General features: G+C 43.2%; 17 protein-coding genes and 2 tRNA genes. 13 read left to right on the plus strand and 6 right to left on the minus strand.

Going from position 1 to position 18,503, the window contains the following annotated elements; all coding sequences use genetic code 11:
* Window positions 1-52 precede the first annotated feature (52 nt).
* The 3 genes from G414_RS0105725 to glpK form a co-directional block, all read right to left on the minus strand.
* Window positions 53-523, minus strand: a complete 471-nt coding sequence (locus G414_RS0105725; protein WP_022791866.1) for an 8-oxo-dGTP diphosphatase — start codon at window positions 521-523, stop codon at window positions 53-55.
* An 80-nt stretch (window positions 524-603) separates the two neighbouring features.
* Window positions 604-2,073, minus strand: a complete 1,470-nt coding sequence (zwf, locus tag G414_RS0105730; protein WP_022791867.1) for a glucose-6-phosphate dehydrogenase — start codon at window positions 2,071-2,073, stop codon at window positions 604-606.
* 201 nt (window positions 2,074-2,274) lie between these two features.
* Window positions 2,275-3,783 carry a glycerol kinase GlpK gene (glpK, locus tag G414_RS0105735; RefSeq protein ID WP_022791868.1) on the minus strand — a complete coding sequence of 503 codons (1,509 nt, stop codon included), beginning with the start codon at window positions 3,781-3,783 and terminating at the stop codon, window positions 2,275-2,277.
* Between the two features lie 251 nt (window positions 3,784-4,034).
* Between glpK and purR the strand changes: the two genes are divergently transcribed.
* The 6 genes from purR (at window position 4,035) to rpsR (ending at window position 8,884) form a co-directional block, all read left to right on the plus strand.
* Window positions 4,035-4,895: a pur operon repressor gene (gene purR, locus G414_RS0105740; protein ID WP_027694569.1), complete on the plus strand. Its 861-nt coding sequence runs from the start codon at window positions 4,035-4,037 to the stop codon at window positions 4,893-4,895.
* A gap of 69 nt (window positions 4,896-4,964) precedes the next feature.
* Window positions 4,965-6,368 carry a bifunctional UDP-N-acetylglucosamine diphosphorylase/glucosamine-1-phosphate N-acetyltransferase GlmU gene (gene glmU / locus G414_RS0105745; protein ID WP_022791870.1) on the plus strand — a complete coding sequence of 468 codons (1,404 nt, stop codon included), beginning with the start codon at window positions 4,965-4,967 and terminating at the stop codon, window positions 6,366-6,368.
* A 149-nt stretch (window positions 6,369-6,517) separates the two neighbouring features.
* Window positions 6,518-7,510 (plus strand): ribose-phosphate diphosphokinase, encoded by a 993-nt coding sequence (locus tag G414_RS0105750; RefSeq protein ID WP_022791871.1) that lies wholly within the window; start codon window positions 6,518-6,520, stop codon window positions 7,508-7,510.
* Window positions 7,511-7,677: 167 nt separating this feature from the next.
* Window positions 7,678-7,977, plus strand: a complete 300-nt coding sequence (rpsF, locus tag G414_RS0105755) for a 30S ribosomal protein S6 (RefSeq protein WP_022791872.1) — start codon at window positions 7,678-7,680, stop codon at window positions 7,975-7,977.
* A gap of 57 nt (window positions 7,978-8,034) precedes the next feature.
* Window positions 8,035-8,586: a single-stranded DNA-binding protein gene (ssb, locus tag G414_RS0105760; protein WP_022791873.1), complete on the plus strand. Its 552-nt coding sequence runs from the start codon at window positions 8,035-8,037 to the stop codon at window positions 8,584-8,586.
* A gap of 55 nt (window positions 8,587-8,641) precedes the next feature.
* Window positions 8,642-8,884 carry a 30S ribosomal protein S18 gene (gene rpsR, locus G414_RS0105765; protein WP_022791874.1) on the plus strand — a complete coding sequence of 81 codons (243 nt, stop codon included), beginning with the start codon at window positions 8,642-8,644 and terminating at the stop codon, window positions 8,882-8,884.
* Window positions 8,885-9,028: 144 nt separating this feature from the next.
* Here the strand turns inward: rpsR and G414_RS0105770 are convergent.
* A tRNA-Lys gene (locus G414_RS0105770) sits at window positions 9,029-9,101 on the minus strand.
* Window positions 9,102-9,196: 95 nt separating this feature from the next.
* Window positions 9,197-9,269: transfer RNA gene (locus G414_RS0105775), tRNA-Lys, on the minus strand.
* Between the two features lie 175 nt (window positions 9,270-9,444).
* On the opposite strand from G414_RS0105775, the gene yycF reads away from it, so the two are divergent.
* From yycF to G414_RS0105805, 6 genes are all read left to right on the plus strand, one after another.
* Window positions 9,445-10,149: a response regulator YycF gene (gene yycF / locus G414_RS0105780; protein ID WP_022791875.1), complete on the plus strand. Its 705-nt coding sequence runs from the start codon at window positions 9,445-9,447 to the stop codon at window positions 10,147-10,149.
* Between the two features lie 61 nt (window positions 10,150-10,210).
* Entirely contained in the window at window positions 10,211-12,088 is a 1,878-nt protein-coding gene (gene walK, locus G414_RS0105785; RefSeq protein ID WP_022791876.1) for a cell wall metabolism sensor histidine kinase WalK, read from the plus strand.
* Window positions 12,081-13,430, plus strand: a complete 1,350-nt coding sequence (yycH, locus tag G414_RS0105790; RefSeq protein WP_022791877.1) for a two-component system activity regulator YycH — start codon at window positions 12,081-12,083, stop codon at window positions 13,428-13,430. The genes walK and yycH overlap by 8 nt, the downstream gene beginning before the upstream one ends.
* On the plus strand, window positions 13,427-14,236 hold the full coding sequence (gene yycI, locus G414_RS0105795) for a two-component system regulatory protein YycI (RefSeq protein ID WP_022791878.1): 810 nt from the start codon (window positions 13,427-13,429) through the stop codon (window positions 14,234-14,236). The genes yycH and yycI overlap by 4 nt, the downstream gene beginning before the upstream one ends.
* Before the next feature lie 22 nt (window positions 14,237-14,258).
* Entirely contained in the window at window positions 14,259-15,059 is an 801-nt protein-coding gene (locus G414_RS0105800; protein ID WP_022791879.1) for an MBL fold metallo-hydrolase, read from the plus strand.
* Between the two features lie 67 nt (window positions 15,060-15,126).
* Complete coding sequence (locus G414_RS0105805; RefSeq protein WP_022791880.1) at window positions 15,127-16,341, plus strand: S1C family serine protease; 1,215 nt, start codon at window positions 15,127-15,129, stop codon at window positions 16,339-16,341.
* Between the two features lie 252 nt (window positions 16,342-16,593).
* Here the strand turns inward: G414_RS0105805 and G414_RS0105810 are convergent, their stop codons facing one another.
* A complete protein-coding gene (locus G414_RS0105810) occupies window positions 16,594-17,046 on the minus strand; it encodes a YwiB family protein (RefSeq protein ID WP_022791881.1) in 453 nt (150 codons plus the stop codon).
* Window positions 17,047-17,146: 100 nt separating this feature from the next.
* Here G414_RS0105810 and G414_RS0105815 point away from each other — a divergent pair, with 100 nt between their 5' ends.
* Complete coding sequence (locus tag G414_RS0105815; RefSeq protein WP_027694572.1) at window positions 17,147-18,493, plus strand: HD domain-containing protein; 1,347 nt, start codon at window positions 17,147-17,149, stop codon at window positions 18,491-18,493.
* Window positions 18,494-18,503: the final 10 nt, after the last annotated feature.

Genomic DNA, 18,503 nt, shown 5'->3' on the forward strand with positions numbered 1-18,503 from the left:
CGACTGGAACACCAGGCCTGCAGGGGTTTTGATTGTTTATAGTTATAGAGGGTTATTGATATCGAAGTGTCCACTCAGACGCTCCGGTGTCTATAAGGGCTAGCTCGTTTAGGTTGGGCTGTTCAAAAACGGGTAGCATTTCTAAAAAGGTTGGTGGGAGAGGATAAGTACCGTCTTGCAAGCTTTCTTTACTTGTCCAAAAAACTTCCCCCTCACGGCCGGCCTTAAGTTGGCCAGAAAATTGATGACATTTAAACAGAAAGACAAGGTAGCGACCTTGGTTAATTGGCCATTCTTTGATGCCAACCAACTGCGGGTGGATAATTGTTAAACCTGTTTCTTCAACCGTTTCTCGAATAATAGAATTGGTAATGGTTTCACCTGGTTCAATGTGGCCCCCTGGAAAAGTAATGCCCGGCCAGTTGGGGTTTTTTCGATTTTCCACTAGCACCTGTTGGGTCTTTGGGTCCTCAAGCATAATCATATTTGTTAGTTCAGTTGGAGTTGGTGTATGCTGTCCCATGACGATTGACCGTCCTTTCTAATAAAAAACAACTCAATGTGCCATTGAGTTGTTTTTTAATTTTTATAACTTACTAGTGATTAACCCTTAAAAATCCAAGCATTGCCATCCTTAGCAAGTAATTCATCAGCAGCTTTAGGTCCCATTGAACCTGAGACATAGTTAGGGAAATCTGTAGCTGGCTTTTGATCCCAAGCCTCTTGGATAGCATCGACAAACTTCCAAGCTACCGATACACCATTCCAGTCAGCGAAGTTTGAACCATCACCGTTCATGCAATCATGCAACATGCGCTCGTATGGTGAAGGAGTCATAGCCTTGTCACTAGCGGAAACCTCCCAAGTTAGGGTATCAGGCCGGGTCTGGAATTCTGACGTCGTATCCTTGGCATTAAGAGTAAACTCGATTTTACCAACGGGGTCAATCAAAATAGAAAGGACAGGGTTTACTAGTTTTTCACCGCCAACCCCAAAGATGTTAACGCCCTTCTTAAAGACAACATCCACCCGGGTAGCCTTGGCTGCTAAGCGCTTACCAGAACGAATATAGAATGGCACACCTTGCCAGCGATCCATATCAAATTGCAACTTACCAGCCACATAAGTATTGTTTTGAGAGTCGGCAGGCACGTCAGGTTCATCTAAGTACTTAATTTGTGAACCGTCAGCAGATGCGCCGTATTGACCACGAACAAAGTTTTCAGCAACTTCTTGTGGGGAATAAATCTTCAAAGCGTTAAAGGCAGCATTCTTGGCAGCCCGAATGGCCTTATCAGTGAAGTCGGTTGGCTTTTCCATAGCTAACCAACCAATGATTTGCATAGTGTGGTTTTGAATCATATCTCTAAGCGCACCAGCAGTATCATAGTAACCAGCACGGCCTTCTACCCCTAGTACCTCTGACAAGGTAACTTGAATATTTTCGATATAATCTTTGTTCCAAGCGGCATCCAGCATTGGGTTACCAAAACGTAATGGAGCAATATTTTGAACCATTTCCTTACCTAGATAATGATCAATGCGGTAAATTTGGTCATCATCAAAAGCTTCAGCTAACTCACTTTGAAGTTTTTCGGCTGTTTCGTAAGAAGAACCAAAGGGCTTTTCAATCATGAGGCGGTTAAACTCACCATTATCAGTGATCAAGCCTTCAGACTTCAAGTAGCGTGCAATGGTACCGAAGAAACGAGGAGCTACGGACATGTAGAAAATTCGGTTGCCCTTTAATTGATAGTGCTCGTCTAGCTTATTATTTAATTCAAGTAGCTTAGCATAACCCTTAGGATCAGTAACGTCAGTTTGTACATAGTAGAAGTGACTAACGAAGTCCTGTGCTTGTTCGTAGTTATCCGCTTCTTCAGCAATTGAGTCTAGTACCAATTGCCGGAATTCTTCATCCGTTAAGGTTTGCCGTGAAGAGCCAACGATGGCGAAGTGGTTTTGTAAGAACCCTTTTTTATAAAGGCTATAGGTAGAAGGATAGAGCTTGCGCTTAGCAAGATCACCAGTTCCACCAAAAAAGGTAAGCAATGTAGTAATTTCTGCTGACACGATGATAACTCCTTTTTTAAATGTTTTTCCCAAATTGATAGCGGTTACCTTAAAAGTAGAACACTCGGTAACATCACGCTTTATTATAAACTTTTCTTCACAATTTCGCCATCTTTATGTGCATAATTTCAGCCATTAGCAGGGGAGGCGAAAAGGTTGCGTGGTCTCATTTTGACTAGTCTTGTGCAAAAAATCACGATGCTAGGCTTGGCCAAATACTTGGGTTGCCTTAATGGCAGCGTGCCAGCCGGCTAGGAGATGCTCTCGTTTTTTAGCATCCCATTTAGGTTCAAACTGGCGACCTGTCAAAACATAGTGACGGACGGCAGCCAAATCAGGCCAGTAACCAATCGCAAGCCCAGCTAAAAAGGCAGCGCCTAGCGCCGTGGCATCTTCGTCCATCGCCCGGTCAATGTGGATATTGGCAATATTGGCTTGGAATTGCATGAGATAAGGGTTGCGTGATACTGAACCGTCAGCCATCAATGTTTTTGGGGTGATATTTGCATCCGCAGCCATCGTGGTCAGGATATCACTGGTACTATATGCAATGGACTGAAGAGTAGCCTTAATGAGATCGTTTTTATCATTAGCTAAGGTTAGGCCAAGTACCGCGCCGCGTGCTTTGGGGTCCCAGTATGGGGCACCAAGACCGTTAAAGGCGGGTACAACGTAAATATCATCATGGTCTTGAGATGCATCAGCTGCATGCCAAGCATCGACCTGGTTATTAATCAAGTCCATACGATCATGTAGCCATTGGAGGGCTGATCCAGCTGAGAAGACAGCGCCATCTAAGGCATAGGTGGGTTGATTATCAATTTCGTAGGCAATCGTTGAAATAAGGTTATGTTTTGACTGAACGAGCTGGCGACCAGTATTCATCATCAAAAAAGCCCCAGATCCATAAGTGGTCTTAACATTGCCCCGTTCAAGACCTAATTGGCCCACCAAGGAAGCGTTCTGGTCACCAATTAAGGAGGCAATAGGGATATTAGCACCGAAAAATTGTAAGGGACTCGTTTCTGCTACAACTTCGCTGCTATTATGAATTGAAGGTAAGAGAGCTTTAGGAATATTAAATATTTTCAGTAGGTCTGGATCCCAGTCATGGGTATGGATATTAAAGAGCATTGTTCGAGCCGCATTGGAACTATCAGTTACATGGCTGGCACCAGCTGACAGTTGCCAAGTTAACCAAGTATCAACTGTTCCAAAAGCTAATTTACCAGCTTCTGCATCAGCTTGTGCTCCAGGAACGTGGTCTAGGATAAAACGGATTTTACTGGCTGAAAAGTATGGACTAGTTGGCAAGCCACTACGTTCACGAATGATGGGTGCATAGCCGTCAGCGATGAGTTGGCTAGTGATGCCCTGAGATTGAGTGGAGGCCCAAGAAATGGCATTATAGATTGGTTGGCCAGTTTTACGGTTCCAAATCATGGTAGTTTCACGTTGACTGGCAATTCCAATGGCTTTGATTTCACTGGCACGTATGCCAGAGTTAATCAAAGCGTCAGCGATTGCCGTCTGGGTGCTTCCCCAAATTTCAAGTGGGTTTTGTTCTTGCCAACCGGTGTGGGGCACGATGGGCGATAATGGTACAGATGTTGAGGTGACTCGACGGGCATGTTCATTAAAAATCACGACCCGCGTGCCAGTGGTACCTTGGTCAATTGCTAAAATATGTTCAGGACGGGTAATAGCCATAATTTTAAAACCTCGAATGTCTAGCGTCTAGTTCATAGCATTATGAGTGCTGAACCAGCTGAATGAACAGCTTGAAAAGTTATTCTATACATGCCTAGTATAACAATAATTAAGACTGCATGGGATAAGGATGATGAACAGCTTCAGGTTAAAATTCGGCTTTTTAGATGATAAGAAAAAATAAAATGAACAAATATGATATAATTTAGATATTATTATAAAAATTACCGAACGTTCGAGGCGAATGAATGATGAAAACAAGACGAAGTGATCGATTAGTTGATATGACTTATTACCTATTGGAACGGCCCCGTACCCTCGTTTCTTTGACGTATTTTGCGAATCGCTATGAGAGTGCGAAGTCTTCGATTTCTGAAGACCTGAGCATTTTAAAGCGGACTTTTCAAGAGCGTGGCATCGGGTTGCTTGAGACAGTCCCTGGTGCAGCAGGTGGGGCTCGGTTTACACCCTATATGCTCAAGGAAGAGGCGGCCGAGTTTGTGTCCACATTAATGAACGCCATCGATGATGATACGCGTGTTCTACCGGGGGGATATGTTTATTTATCGGACCTGTTGGGACAGCCTTGGTTTTTGCGGTGCATTGGGCGGTTGATTGCTACCCAGTATCTGCGTGAACCAATCGATGCGGTGATGACGGCAGCGACTAAGGGTGTACCAGTTGCCCAAGCAGTGGCAGAGCAACTTAATGTACCTTTTGTCATTGTGCGTAATGATACGAAGGTGACCGAAGGACCTACGATGTCAGTTAATTATGTTACTGGTCAGTCACAGAGATTAGAAAAAATGGAACTTTCTCGCCGGTCGTTGCCCATGGGGTCACGCGTCCTGATTGTAGATGACTTTATGAAAGCTGGGGGGACGATTCGTGGAATGGCCTCGCTAGTCAAGGAGTTTGAAGGACAGGTAGTGGGGGTAGCGGTTGTTGCCGATGGTCAGGTGGAAAACCGAGTTGTCGCTAAATATACCTCTTTGGTGCATGTTAATACTGATGGCGAGCAAGGCTTAATTGAAGTAACGCCGGGTAATTATGCAACTGAAGTGTACAGTGCGGATACCCCAGTTGATCTTGTTCACCCAGAGACTGACTAGGACAAGTAAATGACGACATGCAAACATGCGCGTCAAGCAAAAAATATAGATTGAGGTATGGTAAGTAAGATGACAAAACGTTATGTGGTGATATTAGCAGCCGGTAAGGGAACACGGATGAAATCGACTTTACCAAAAGTGTTGCACCAGGTAGCTGGAAAGCCAATGGTAGAACTAGTCCTGGACACCGCCTTGGCCGCGGGGGTTAATCAGGTGGTGACAGTTGTTGGTTACGGTGGTGACCAGGTAGCTAAGCAACTTGGCCAGCGAAGCGCCATTGCCCGCCAGGCTGAGCAATTAGGGACTGGGCATGCCATTTTAATGGCAGAAGATCAACTTGGCGATCAAGATGGTATGACCTTGATTGCATCTGGGGATGCTCCTTTATTTACAGTAGAGACCTTTAATAAATTATTTGAAATGCACGAAAAGGCCGGCAATGCGGTTACCGTATTGACAGCTGAAGCACCAAATCCATACGGCTATGGGCGCATTGTCCGCGATGCTTTAGGCAATGTAATTCGTATCGTGGAGCAAAAGGATGCTACCCCAGCTGAACAGGCTTTGACGGAGGTTAATACCGGGGTCTATGTTTTCAATAACCGGTTACTGTTTGAAAGTCTCCATGAAGTAACGAATGATAACGCGCAAGGGGAATACTATTTGCCAGATACCCTTGAGATATTGCGTACACAAGGTTACACGGTTGGTGCTTATAAGATGGCTGATTTTGATGAATCAATGGGCGTTAATGATCGGATCGCTTTAGCACAGGCTAATCGGGTGATGCGTCAACGGATTAATCAATATCATATGGCTAATGGTGTTACCTTAGTGGACCCAGTAAACACCTATATTGATCAGGATGTCCAGATTGGGCAGGACACCGTTATTGAGCCAAATGTGTCCTTGCTGGGACATACTAAGATTGGTGCTAGGGTTACCATTACAGCGGGTAGCCGGTTAGTTAATACACAGGTTGAAGATGCTGCTCAAATTGATGCAAGCCACATGGAAGATGCTTATGTGGGTGAGGGAGCAACGGTTGGCCCATACGCACATTTGCGGCCAAAAGCACATCTAGCAGAAGGAGCGCATGCTGGTAACTTTGTGGAAGTAAAGAATGCCATCCTCGGGGCTCATTCAAAGATGGGCCATCTATCTTATCTAGGTGATGCTACCGTGGGCGAAGATGTTAATATTGGTGCTGGAACAGTGTTTGTTAATTATGACGGCCTGCATAAGTATCATACTAATGTAGGTGATCGGGCCTTTATTGGTTCAAATACTAAGTTGATTGCACCAGTTACCTTGGCAGATGAAACCATTACGGCTGCAGGGTCAACGATTACAAATGACTTGCCTAAACATGCAATGGGGATTGCAAGGGCCCGGCAAACAACCAAGCCGGCATTTTGGTCGTGGACGCCGTTAGCGCAAAAGTTTGATGAACAAACAGCTAATCATGACTAATAAGAGGTCACCTTTAATGGGTGACCTTTTCATTGCCACGATAAGAAAATATAATGGATTGGCTAGGATTTTCGATTGAACCCTAGTCCAAAAGAGTTTAAACTTAAAACAGTTGTTAAGAGAAACGAATAAGACTTATGGAGGATGCCATGGCGACCTATGCGGATACGCATTTGAAAATTTTTTCACTGGGAAGTAATCAACCATTAGCCGAAAAAGTCGCTGACGCAGTGGGCGTTGATCTATCTAAGATCAACTTGGCACGCTTTAGCGATAACGAGATTCAGGTTAATATTGAGGAATCAGTACGTGGGGACAACGTGTATGTGATTCAATCTACCTCAGCCCCAGTTAATGACAACCTAATGGAGTTGTTAATTACGATTGATGCCTTGCGCCGGGCGAGTGCGCGTACGATTAATGTTGTGATGCCTTACTACGGTTATGCACGTCAAGATCGAAAGGCACGTTCCCGTGAACCAATTACAGCCAAATTAGTGGCTAATATGCTACAGTTGGCGGGGGCAACGCGGGTGTTAGCCTTAGACTTACATGCTGCCCAAATCCAAGGCTTTTTTGATATTCCCGTGGACCATATGACGGGTGCACCCTTATTAGCAGATTACTTGTTAACATCTGGAATTGCAGATGACAATACCGTGGTTGTGTCGCCAGACCATGGTGGCGTTACACGAGCTAGGGCATTAGCTGAGCTTTTGGGGACGCAGGAACCGATTGCGATTATTGATAAGCGGCGTCCGCAGGCTAATGTGGCTAAAATTATGAACGTGATTGGGGACGTTAAAGGCAAGCGTGCAATCATGATCGACGATATGATTGATACAGGTGGAACCATTTCACAGGGTGCGCAAAAATTAATTGATGAAGGAGCCAAAGAAGTGTACGTAGTAGCAACACATGCAGTCTTCTCAGGTGACGCACCGCAATTGTTGCAGGATTCAGCTTTTAAGCAGGTCATTGTGACTGATTCAATTGATTTGCCTGATGATAAGCGTTTTCCAAAGCTTGTTCAGGTTAGCACGGCAGGGCTAATTGGCGAAGCAATTAAGCGGATTAATGAAAATCGTGCTGTATCACCACTATTTAAAAAACGTTTCCATAATAATGTGGAGCATGGATAAGTAAATTGACGGCCTTGGCCGTCTTTTTTGTTAGTAGAAAACCTTGAAAGGACCTTGCTAAAACCGTTAAAACTGTGTAGAATAATGATTTGTGAGTATCGGTGGGACTTCCGCCGGACTTCTTGCCAGTAGAAAAGCTGGCCATAGACCAAAAGGAGGAATATATAATGGCATACGAATTAACGTACATCATCCGCCCAAACTTGGATGCTGATGCTAAAAAGGCATTGGTTGAACGGTTCGACAAGATTTTGACGGATAATGGTGCGACGGTTGTTGAATCAAAGGATTGGTCATCACGCCGTTTTGCATATGAAATTGATGGTTACCGCGAGGGTACTTACCACGTGGTAAACTTCACTGCTGACGATTCAGCTGCTCTTGATGAATTTGACCGTTTGTCAAAGATCTCTGAAGATATCTTGCGTCATATGGTTGTTAAGCGCGACCTACCAGAAGCTAAGTAATTAGTTTCGCAAGCGTATCGGTACAGCTTAGAGCAAGGATAGAAGGGAGACTCTTCGATGATCAATAATGTTGTTTTAGTGGGTCGGTTGACGCGTGATGTAGAATTGCGGTACACGACTTCTGGAGCTGCTGTTGGTACCTTTAGTTTGGCGGTTAATCGTCAATTTACGAATTCAAACGGTGAACGCGAAGCAGATTTTATTAATTGTGTAATTTGGCGGAAGGCAGCTGAAAATTTTGCTAACTTTACCTCTAAGGGGTCATTAGTTGGTATTGAAGGCCGTCTGCAGACACGTAATTATGAAAACCAACAAGGACAACGGGTTTATGTTACCGAAGTAGTTGTTAACAACTTTTCTTTGTTAGAGAGCCGATCGGAAAGTGAGCAGCGGCGGCGGAGTGCTGGCAATACTGGTTCAAGCAATAATTTTGCTGGACAAGCACCAGCTAATAATGCTGCAAATAAGCCAGCGGGCAATGCTAACCCATTTGGTACGCCAAGTTCAAGTGAAGGTAATGTCTTTAATGGCAGTGCTGCTTCAACTACCAATGATCCCTTTGCAGGTGGTCAAGAGATAGACATCTCTGATGATGATCTACCTTTCTAAGCTCAGTATAGTTTATTTGTCAAAATGACAGTCAGTCTATTAGGAGGAATCAATCATGGCACAACAACGTCGTGGTGGCGGCCCTCGTCGCCGTCGGAAGGTTGACTTTATCGCAGCCAACCATATCGAGTATGTGGATTACAAGGATACAGATTTGTTAGAGCGTTTTATCTCAGAACGCGGTAAGATTTTGCCTCGTCGTGTGACAGGTACATCTGCTAAAAACCAACGTAAGGTAACAACTGCTATTAAGCGGGCCCGGATCATGGGACTTTTGCCTTTCGTTGCAGAAGACTAATAATATGTAAAAAAGAGACTTAACCTTTAAAGGTTAAGTCTCTTTTTATTAATTAAGCTGTTGTAGTTAAGGAAGAATGTAATTGAATAGGCTTCTTTTGCAGAAGACACAAAAAACACCCTAAATAATAGGGTGTTTAACTAGTGGACAAGCAGGGGCTCGAACCCTGGACCCACGGATTAAGAGTCCGTTGCTCTACCAACTGAGCTACTTGTCCAAATTAAGTTGTCTATCATCTTGTTTTGTGGAAAGCCAAAGGGCTAACGCGACCAAACCAAGTGTCAATAATCTTTCAATAAGAAAACTGACAAGTGGACAAGCAGGGGCTCGAACCCTGGACCCACGGATTAAGAGTCCGTTGCTCTACCAACTGAGCTACTTGTCCAAACAATGTGTTGTTGCTAACTCAACAACAGATAATACTATACCATTATGTAGGGGAGGTTGCAATACTTTTTTCAAAAAAAGTAGGTGTGTTATTATAGAAAAGGAAGAATAGACCCTGAAGGGCTGTTAACATGATATAATAAGCGTAAAACCGACCTAATGGGAGGACTAACATGACCAAAATTTTAGTCGTTGACGACGAAAAACCAATATCTGATATTATTAAATTTAACCTAGCTAAAGAGGGCTATGATGTCGTGGTCGCAATGGATGGCCGTGAAGCTCTGGAGAGTTTTGAAGATGAGAAACCTGATCTAGTTTTATTGGATCAAATGTTACCTGAAATAGAAGGAACAGAGGTGCTACGGCAGATTCGCACCAAATCACAGACCCCGGTGATTATGGTTACTGCTAAGGATTCTGAAATTGACAAGGTGCTTGGTCTAGAAATGGGTGCGGATGATTATGTTACCAAGCCATTTTCAAACCGAGAATTGTTAGCGCGAGTTAAGGCTAATCTGCGACGGCAGTCTGCCAGTGTAGCAAGTAGTGAGCCAGCGGAGAACGGAGATATCAAGCTGGGGCCTTTGACCATTCATCCTGACGCCTATATGGTATCTAAGAATGGAAACGATATTGAATTGACCCATCGTGAGTTTGAACTGTTGTATCATTTGGCACAGCATATCGGACAAGTGATGACGCGTGATGATCTTTTACAAACCGTGTGGGGGTATGATTATTTTGGTGATGTACGCACGGTTGACGTGACGGTTCGTCGGATTCGAGAAAAAATTGAAGAAACACCGGGGCATCCACAAATTCTAATGACGCGACGAGGCGTTGGTTATTATTTAAAAGCAGCTGATGAAGCATAGAAATAAAGTGAGTGTGCGCAGAATGAGCAAACACTCACTTTTTTAAAGGGGCAGGATAGAGATGGTGAGCAAGCGCAGAAAGATTAATTGGCGAAGGCTGTTATCGTCAATTCAATTTAAAGTCGCTTTAGTATTTACATTGACTTTGCTGGTGACCCTAGAGGTCATAGGGGCTTTTTTTGTCAAACAATTAGAACGGCAAAGTATAAATCAATTGCGAACCCAATTAACGTTAAAACCATACGTTACGGATTCATTAACTGAACAATTATCAAACGGCGATCAAACGAATGCGGACAGCAAGATTCATACCATTTTAAATTCAATCAATAATCCTACAATCAATGAGGTAATGGTCATTGATGCGCAGGGTGTTATTCGTGGTACAAGCCAGGTTGATCGACAAGACTTGGTTGGACGCAAGGATACTGACCAAAATATTCGGGCAGCCTTGTCGGCTAGCAAGTATAATCGACACCCAATTGAAGAACGGGATGGTGTTCGCTATCAACTTGTTATTCGCCCATTGATTAATACTGTTAATGGGGAAAGTCGGGTAGTGGGTGTTGTAGCAGTTAGGGCGAGTCTGGAGACAATTTATCGCAATTTGGATAACATTTCCCTGATCTTTCTGTCCGCTTCTGTTTTGGCGGTAGCCTTAGGCATTATGATGGCCATTATTATTGCTAGAAGTCTTTCTAATCCATTGCGTGAGATTAATCGGCGAACAATCCGCATTGCGCAAGGTGATTATGGTGGTGATTTAGAAATTCGGTCTAATGATGAGATTGGGCAGTTAGCAGAAAACGTTAATGACCTAGCAAATCAAATTGAGCGGACAACTAATTCAATTGATTTTGAACGGCGTCGCTTGGATTCTGTATTAGAATACATGACTGATGGGGTTCTAGCGACTGACCGGCGGGGGAATATTGAAGTTATCAATACGACGGCGGCTAAATTGTTGAATATCGAAGATGCTAATCAAGCGATTGGAAAATCGATTTTATCAATCTTAAAAATTGAAACAGCCTATAATTTACGTGATTTAGTAGTGGGACGTTCAGAATTAGATCTTGATTTTAGTAATGACCAGCAAGCACGACACTTACAAGCGTATTTTAGTTTGATTCAGCGGGCCTCGGGATTCGTTTCTGGAATGGTCATTGTTTTGCATGATGTGACGGAGCAATATCAACTAGATGTTGAGCGACGCCAGTTTGTTTCTAATGTTTCTCATGAGTTACGAACGCCCTTGACCTCAGTCAAATCTTACGTGGATGCCTTGCAAGAGGGAGCCATTGATGATCCAGCTTTAGCCCATAGTTTTTTGACTGTTTTACAAGATGAAACGTCAAGAATGATTCATATGATCAATGACCTCTTAGAGCTATCTCGAATGGATTCAGGAACGAGCCGGGTCGAAAATGAGACAGTGAATATTGCCGAACTCTTTAACTATGTGTTAAATCGATTTGATATGATTATCGCCAATGATGATGGTCAAAGTCAGGGTAAGCATTATACGATTCGCCGGGAAATTCCGGATGTTGAGATTTGGGTTGAGCTAGATCCTTCACGGTTTATTCAGGTGATTGACAATATAATGAATAACGCCATTAAATATTCACCAGATGGTGGCGTTATTAGTGCTAAATTGAATGATCAGCAGGATGAAGTTGTCTTGAGCATTAGTGATCAAGGATTAGGAATCCCTGCTAAAGATGTGCAACATGTTTTTGATCGCTTTTTCCGTGTTGACAAGGCCCGTTCTCGAAAGCAAGGTGGAACTGGACTTGGTTTGGCGATTTCAAAGGAAATTATCGAACAATTTGGTGGCCGAATTTGGTTGGAGTCCACTGAAGGTCAGGGAACGACCTTCTTTATTGCGCTACCTTACGAACCCTTAGATTTGGATGAGGATGAGTGGGATGAGTAAAGCACTGAATAAGCATAGAAAGAAATTTACCCTGCGCAAGTGGGGATTAGCTATTGTGGTGGCCGGATTAGTCCTGATTAGTCTTGCGCTATCAGTCATGATTTGGCTATCGGTTGGCAAGAATACTGGCGCTAGAAATACTGCAGGCGTCAAGCAGGACAAACAACTCGTGTCAGCCAAAGCTATCGAAAATTTGTATGATTTTAGTCAGGTTGTTATGCAAGATGATGATCATGCACGGGCGATACGTGATTATCGAGGGCTCAGTAACCGGCTTATTAAACGGGTAACTCATTGGCGGGTACGGACAGCTAGTGTCAAAGAGGTGTCTGCTAATGCCTATGTAAAAGCGTTAGAAAAGCCAGGGAATGTAGTTTTAATTTATCCTGATCATGTAGCTGGAGAAATTGTACAAAAACGATTAAACCAAGTGATGGGCTTGCCGAGTGCTGCTAAAATAGATCGCATTCAGCTGCCTTTAAAGGGGCGAGGTCAATTGCGCCTTTTTGATGATGTGAATCGGAAAATATATCAGTCAGAGGTTATTAAAGGGCAAGCCTTGGCCAGTTTAATGTCTGATAAAGAGGCAACAACGCCAGTACATTATCAGTGGTTTGCCAAAAGTAAACGAGTCCAGACGGTCTATGAAAACCCGTTGAAAATGCATAAGAAGAATTATTTGATTAATACATTGTCCATGGATACCGTTTTAGCTAGTGCATTTCCGGGAAGAGATATTTCGCCGACAATTCGTGAAAATGATGACCAAACGATCTACACTGGCCAGAATGCGCGCCAACTAATCGTGGATAAGAAAACGGATGCGATTCAGTACATTAATTTTGATCATGATATTAAACAAAAGCGACTCGATTTCCAACAGAATAAGGCCTATGAAACGTTAGACACCCTACAACAGATGAATGAAAACCTATATTATTTTGATGAGGCAGACCGGGGTCAACAGCTGGGGTATCGGCTCTATGTTAATGGCCTACCTGTCTTCAATCAAGCTGGTAGTATTGGCGCATTAAGCCAAGTGAAAAGTACAGGCCATCGTCAAGTTGTTACCTATGCTCGGCGTTCGGTGACGGTGCCATTGCCTGATGCACGTGAAGGGGTGGTAACCTTGCCAGATTCAAATAAGGCTTATCAAGTACTAACTAAGGCTGGTTATCAAAAAGATGCCATTCAAAATATGACGCCTGGCTATGTTTGGGTGGATAGTAATGATGGGCAATATGCATCTTTGCAGCCTACGTGGTTTATCAAGTATCAGGATCAGTGGGCTACTTTAGCGGATTTAAAGAAGCAAGGTCATCATAAGGAGGACGCAAAATGAATCTACATAAGACTCTGTGGACCTTTATGTGGGTGTTTTTAATCCTTGACCTGGTTTTAGCAGTGCAATGGTTGTCTGTCTGGCATACGGTGGAAGATCCGGGCTCAACGGCTAATATGCGACAAGAAATTCAAATGGATGGAATTAAGACGAAAAAATTAGCAGAAACAAGTCCGGAGGGTAAATATTTAGCGGCTCGTGATGGAACTGATTATTTACGATCCCATTTAGGGCAGCTCAAAGAGCGTTGGCAGGTTGATTTTGATAACCACCTACTAACTGCTAACCCCAAGGAAACCATTAATTTAGGGTCATCGACACAGTCAGCAATTAAAATAGGTAAAAGATTGGTAAAGCAATCAAGTGATGTGATTGAAGGGGACCGTTATCAGTTTGATCAAGCAGCCAGCCAGCAGGCTTCAGAAGGCAAAAGTGGTCATGTCTTGGTGTTTAACCAAGCGGCCGTGGGACGCTTACCCTTTGTTTCGTCACGGGCGCAACTACAAGTAATTTGTGATCAGGATTTTCGCGTTATTCGTTATACACAAACCTACGTAAGCGATATTCAAGTTTTACGTGATGTACCGGTCCTCATTTCTGAGGAGCGAGCCTTTATCAATGCTTATCAGTACAATGAAGTGCCAAATAATGCCCAATTAACGTGGTCAAAATTAGGGTATAGTACTCTCATGACAGTAGATGGAAATGAAATTTTTATTCCAACCTGGACCTTTACAGTGAAAAATGTAGCTGGTGAAAGTTCGACTATCCGTATTAATGCCTTGAATGGTGCACTATTGCAATAACAGTAAGGGAAGCAAATAAGAAATGACAAGTGATTTTAAAGTGTCGATGCTCGCATCAAGTAGTTCGGGGAATGTCACTTATATTGAAACCCCCCAACACAAAGTGCTGCTAGATGCTGGTTTATCTGGTAAAAAAATTGAACAGTTAATGACGCAAATTGGGCGAACTTTGAAGGATGTTGATGCAATCTTTGTGAGTCACGAACACTCAGATCATATTGCTGGCGTCGGGGTGCTAGCCAGGCGCTATGGAATGGATGTATATGCTAATCAAGCAACTTGGCAGGCAATGTCATCCAAAATTGGTAAGGTTAAGCCTGAACAGGTTAAATTATTTGAGCCAGGTGAGGTAAAAGATTTAGGTGATTTAGATGTTGAAAGCTATGCTGTGTCTCATGATGCGGCTAATCCGCAATTTTATGCTTTCCATCATCATAATAAGAGTTTTGCGGCCGTTACCGATACAGGTTATGTGAGTGACCGGATGTTAGCAACTTTGCGCAATGCCGATGCTCTATTGGTCGAGGCTAATCATGACTACGAAATGTTGCGGATGGGATCTTATGCCTGGCCGCTAAAGCAACGCATTTTAAGTGATAAGGGACATTTGTCGAATGAAGATGGCGCACAGGCCTTAGAAAGAATGTTAGGCTTGCGGACGAAAAATGTTTATTTGGGGCACTTGAGTCAAGAGAATAACCAAAAATTGTTAGCACATATGACTGTACAAAGTATTCTTCAGGCGGAAAATTTTGCAGTTGATCATGATTTTTACCTGCATGATACAGATCCGTTATCCGCAACTCCCTTGCAAGATATATAATTAAGCCTAGGTAAAGGGATGTGGATTAGCTTATAGGTTAATGAATCTACTGGGTGGAGGATGAAGGATGCAAAAACGTAATGGAATGAAGTTTAGCAAGCAAACAGTTGTGGTAAGTTTAGTGGCCGGTCTTTTAGGTGGTGGAGTAGCAGCTGGCGCCGTCACGTATTTTGGTCAGGAACAGACTAATTCGACGGTCAAAAAGGAGCAGACTGTTAAGGTAGAACCATCACAGGTAAAGGGAGAGTCTTCGGCTACCCAAGCCTTCAACAAGGTTTCAGGGGCAGTGGTGTCAGTTATTAACTTGCAAAAAAAGGATGCAATTTCCCAAGGTGACTTGTTCGATACACAAAGGACAGATGCAACAAGGGATGGTAACAGTGCATTAGAGGCTGCATCTGAAGGATCTGGTGTGATTTATAAAAAGGATAATCGGCATGCCTACATTGTGACGAATAATCATGTGGTCGCTGGTTCTAAGCAGTTGCAAGTCTTGCTGAGTGATGGAACAAAATTGTCAGCTAAGTTAGTGGGAACGGATGAGGTGACTGATTTAGCTGTTTTGCGGGTAGATGCAAGTAAGGTTAAGCAAGTAGCTAGCTTTGCTAACTCTAATAAGATTGAAACCGGTGAAACAGTTTTGGCCATTGGTTCACCCTTAGGCTCTGACTATGCAACCTCTGTTACAGAAGGAATTATTTCGGCTAAGAAACGTGAAGTGGTCGCACAAAGTGAATCTGGTCAAGCACTTGGTAAGGCGACTGTTATTCAAACGGATGCGGCTATTAACCCTGGTAATTCCGGAGGACCGCTGGTTAATTTGGCCGGTCAGGTGGTTGGTATCAATTCAATGAAATTAGCCTCTTCGACCGATGGTACCTCTGTTGAAGGAATGGGCTTTGCGATCCCTTCAGACACTGTTGTCAAGATTATTGATGACTTAGAAAAGTCAGGTAAGGTTACCCGTCCTTCCTTAGGCGTGTCCTTACTAGACTTAGGTAATATTTCGGTAGCTGATCAGGCTGATGTGTTGAATTTACCAAGTAAAATTAATCAAGGTGTGGTGGTGATGAAAATCTCTGCAGGTTCCCCAGCGGCAGAAGGCGGCTTGAAACGATACGATGTTATCAGCCAAGTTGATGATACAAGTATTAAGAATGTTGGTGACTTGCGCGATGCCTTGTACAAGCATCAAGTGGGAGATCAAGTTAAGTTAACTATCTACCGGGATGGCCAACCTAAGACGCTAACCTTGCACTTAAATAAGGCTCAGAACGGGTAAATCCCATTTCAATGTAATACAATTGAAATGTATTTGCCTGGGTGGACGCGATATACTAGTAATGTCCACTATCTTGCATAGTGGACTTCATTGCTCCCCAAAGTAATAGAATTGATCATATGGTCCCCCACTATATAATCAAGAAGTTGGTCTTAAATGACTGACCTTTGTTACTACCGCGCCCCCCTCTTGCGGTGGTAACTGGCTATGAAGAAAGGGTACACTCAGTTCAACTGAGTGTACCCTTTTAATTTAGCTAGGCTTAAATGTTAGATGAATATGATAGTGGCCAACAACTAGCTCATTTTGGGTGAGCGAATAGGATAAATCTAGTTGTCCCTGGTCAGGCTTTTGTGGACTAACCTGGCTTTTAAGAGCTTGAGTTTTGATTGATAAAAGAAGCATCCCAGCGGGCGTTTGATAATGGGTTTGACTAGGACGCCCCTTTATGAAATGCATTTGGCTACTGTTAGTAGGGCTAGTTCTGCGCATTTGGACTGAACCATCCTGCTCAAACTTTAACATGACTTTGGTTTGAAAGGACTGTCCTTCAAGAATGGTATCCTCTGTAAAACGTAAGTAAAGTTGGTCATGGAGCCAGGTGACCGTCCCGGGTGCTTGGAGCTTTAGGGTGTCTTCATCCTCTGGATAAGTAATTTGGCTAGTTAACGTAACGGTAACTGGTAGTTGTTTAGCTGCTGGCATGGGTCTCCTCCTTGAAATAACGATATGACTATTATACTGCCATTAAACTAAGTTATAATAGGGTCAGACAGGAAAGAAAAAGGATATGGGTGTACTGACGATGAAAGAAAAAGTGTTTCGAGATCCAGTTTTAAATCTTATCCGTGTGTATGATCCAGTGATCTTAGACTTAATTGGGACCAGTGAATTTCAACGGTTACGACGGATAAAGCAATTAGGCGTGACCAGTTATGTTTTTCATGGCGCTGAACATTCACGTTTTGCCCATTCTTTAGGGGTATATGAAATTGCGCGGCGCTTTGCTGATCATTTAGGTGAAAATTACCGGACAAAGATGCCAGGCGACAGTCTTTGGGACCCCAATGAACGTTTAGTACTACTGTGTGCCGCCTTATTACATGATGTTGGACATGGCCCTTACTCACATACCTTTGAACATATTTTTGGGTCCAATCATGAGGAATATACCCAGGCCTTAATTACCTCGCCAGAGACGGAAATTAATCAGGTATTACGCCGGGTCGGCCCTGATTTTCCTGAGGACGTTGCCGCTGTGATTGCAAAAACATATCCTAATCCCCAGGTGGTTCAATTGATATCGAGTCAAATTGATGCTGATCGAATGGACTACCTCTTGCGAGATGCTTACAATACCGGTGCAACGTATGGCGAATTTGACTTATCACGTATTAGTCAATTAATGCGTCCCTATGTTAATGGGATTGCTTTTGAAGAAAAAGGGATGTATGCAATTGAAGATTACGTTATCTCACGTTATCAGATGTATGTGCAGGTTTATTTCCACCCAGTATCAAGAGCATTTGAAGTATTGCTTCAACATCTGTTGATGCGGGCTAAACAACTGTTTAACCAGACGAGTGCGGAAACGCGAATTGCTAAGGATTTTGTGTTCCCAGCGTTACGACCACTATTTAGTGGACAGGTCAGTCTAAAGGACTATCTGAAATTCGATGATGTGACGCTGTTAGCCAATATCAATCAGTGGCGTGATAGTGAGGACCAAGTCTTAGCTGATTTAGCACAGCGTTTTTTGGATCGCAAGCCTTTTAAGTCAATTGAGATTACGGCTGGGACAAGACATTTATTACCACATTTACGACAATTAATTGAGCAGGCAGGCTATGATCCGCGCTATTATACAGCAGAAAATGATAGCTTTGATTTACCCTATGATGACTATAAACCGCATGCTGATAAGCCACGCACACAGATTGAATTAATGGCACCTGATGGTACCTTAACGGAGCTGTCCAAAAAAAGTGCCTTAGTTGATACCTTAACGGGACGCACATTTGGCGATGCTCGTTTCTTCTTTCCTAAAGAGATGCTGACACAAGATTCCGTAGATGACGTGATGGCGCCAATTTATCGTGAATTCCAACAGTATATTCATAATGGGAAATTAGTTGATCCGAGTAACCGATAAATAAAAAAGG

The organism is Weissella halotolerans DSM 20190 (assembly GCF_000420365.1).
Taxonomy (GTDB): domain Bacteria; phylum Bacillota; class Bacilli; order Lactobacillales; family Lactobacillaceae; genus Weissella; species Weissella halotolerans.

What these genes read in the sequence shown, in the direction of transcription:
- yycI (WP_022791878.1), top strand. Translation starts at nt 13,427, where the DNA reads ATGAATCTACATAAGACTCTGTGGACCTTTATGTGGGTGTTTTTAATC.
- G414_RS0105815 (WP_027694572.1), top strand. Translation starts at nt 17,147, where the DNA reads ATGAAAGAAAAAGTGTTTCGAGATCCAGTTTTAAATCTTATCCGTGTG.
- walK (WP_022791876.1), top strand. Translation starts at nt 10,211, where the DNA reads ATGGTGAGCAAGCGCAGAAAGATTAATTGGCGAAGGCTGTTATCGTCA.
- glpK (WP_022791868.1), bottom strand. Translation starts at nt 3,783, where the DNA reads ATGGCTATTACCCGTCCTGAACATATTTTAGCAATTGACCAAGGTACC.
- G414_RS0105805 (WP_022791880.1), top strand. Translation starts at nt 15,127, where the DNA reads ATGCAAAAACGTAATGGAATGAAGTTTAGCAAGCAAACAGTTGTGGTA.
- yycF (WP_022791875.1), top strand. Translation starts at nt 9,445, where the DNA reads ATGACCAAAATTTTAGTCGTTGACGACGAAAAACCAATATCTGATATT.
- G414_RS0105725 (WP_022791866.1), bottom strand. Translation starts at nt 523, where the DNA reads ATGGGACAGCATACACCAACTCCAACTGAACTAACAAATATGATTATG.
- ssb (WP_022791873.1), top strand. Translation starts at nt 8,035, where the DNA reads ATGATCAATAATGTTGTTTTAGTGGGTCGGTTGACGCGTGATGTAGAA.
- glmU (WP_022791870.1), top strand. Translation starts at nt 4,965, where the DNA reads ATGACAAAACGTTATGTGGTGATATTAGCAGCCGGTAAGGGAACACGG.
- rpsF (WP_022791872.1), top strand. Translation starts at nt 7,678, where the DNA reads ATGGCATACGAATTAACGTACATCATCCGCCCAAACTTGGATGCTGAT.
- yycH (WP_022791877.1), top strand. Translation starts at nt 12,081, where the DNA reads ATGAGTAAAGCACTGAATAAGCATAGAAAGAAATTTACCCTGCGCAAG.
- G414_RS0105750 (WP_022791871.1), top strand. Translation starts at nt 6,518, where the DNA reads ATGGCGACCTATGCGGATACGCATTTGAAAATTTTTTCACTGGGAAGT.
- G414_RS0105810 (WP_022791881.1), bottom strand. Translation starts at nt 17,046, where the DNA reads ATGCCAGCAGCTAAACAACTACCAGTTACCGTTACGTTAACTAGCCAA.
- rpsR (WP_022791874.1), top strand. Translation starts at nt 8,642, where the DNA reads ATGGCACAACAACGTCGTGGTGGCGGCCCTCGTCGCCGTCGGAAGGTT.
- purR (WP_027694569.1), top strand. Translation starts at nt 4,035, where the DNA reads ATGAAAACAAGACGAAGTGATCGATTAGTTGATATGACTTATTACCTA.
- G414_RS0105800 (WP_022791879.1), top strand. Translation starts at nt 14,259, where the DNA reads ATGACAAGTGATTTTAAAGTGTCGATGCTCGCATCAAGTAGTTCGGGG.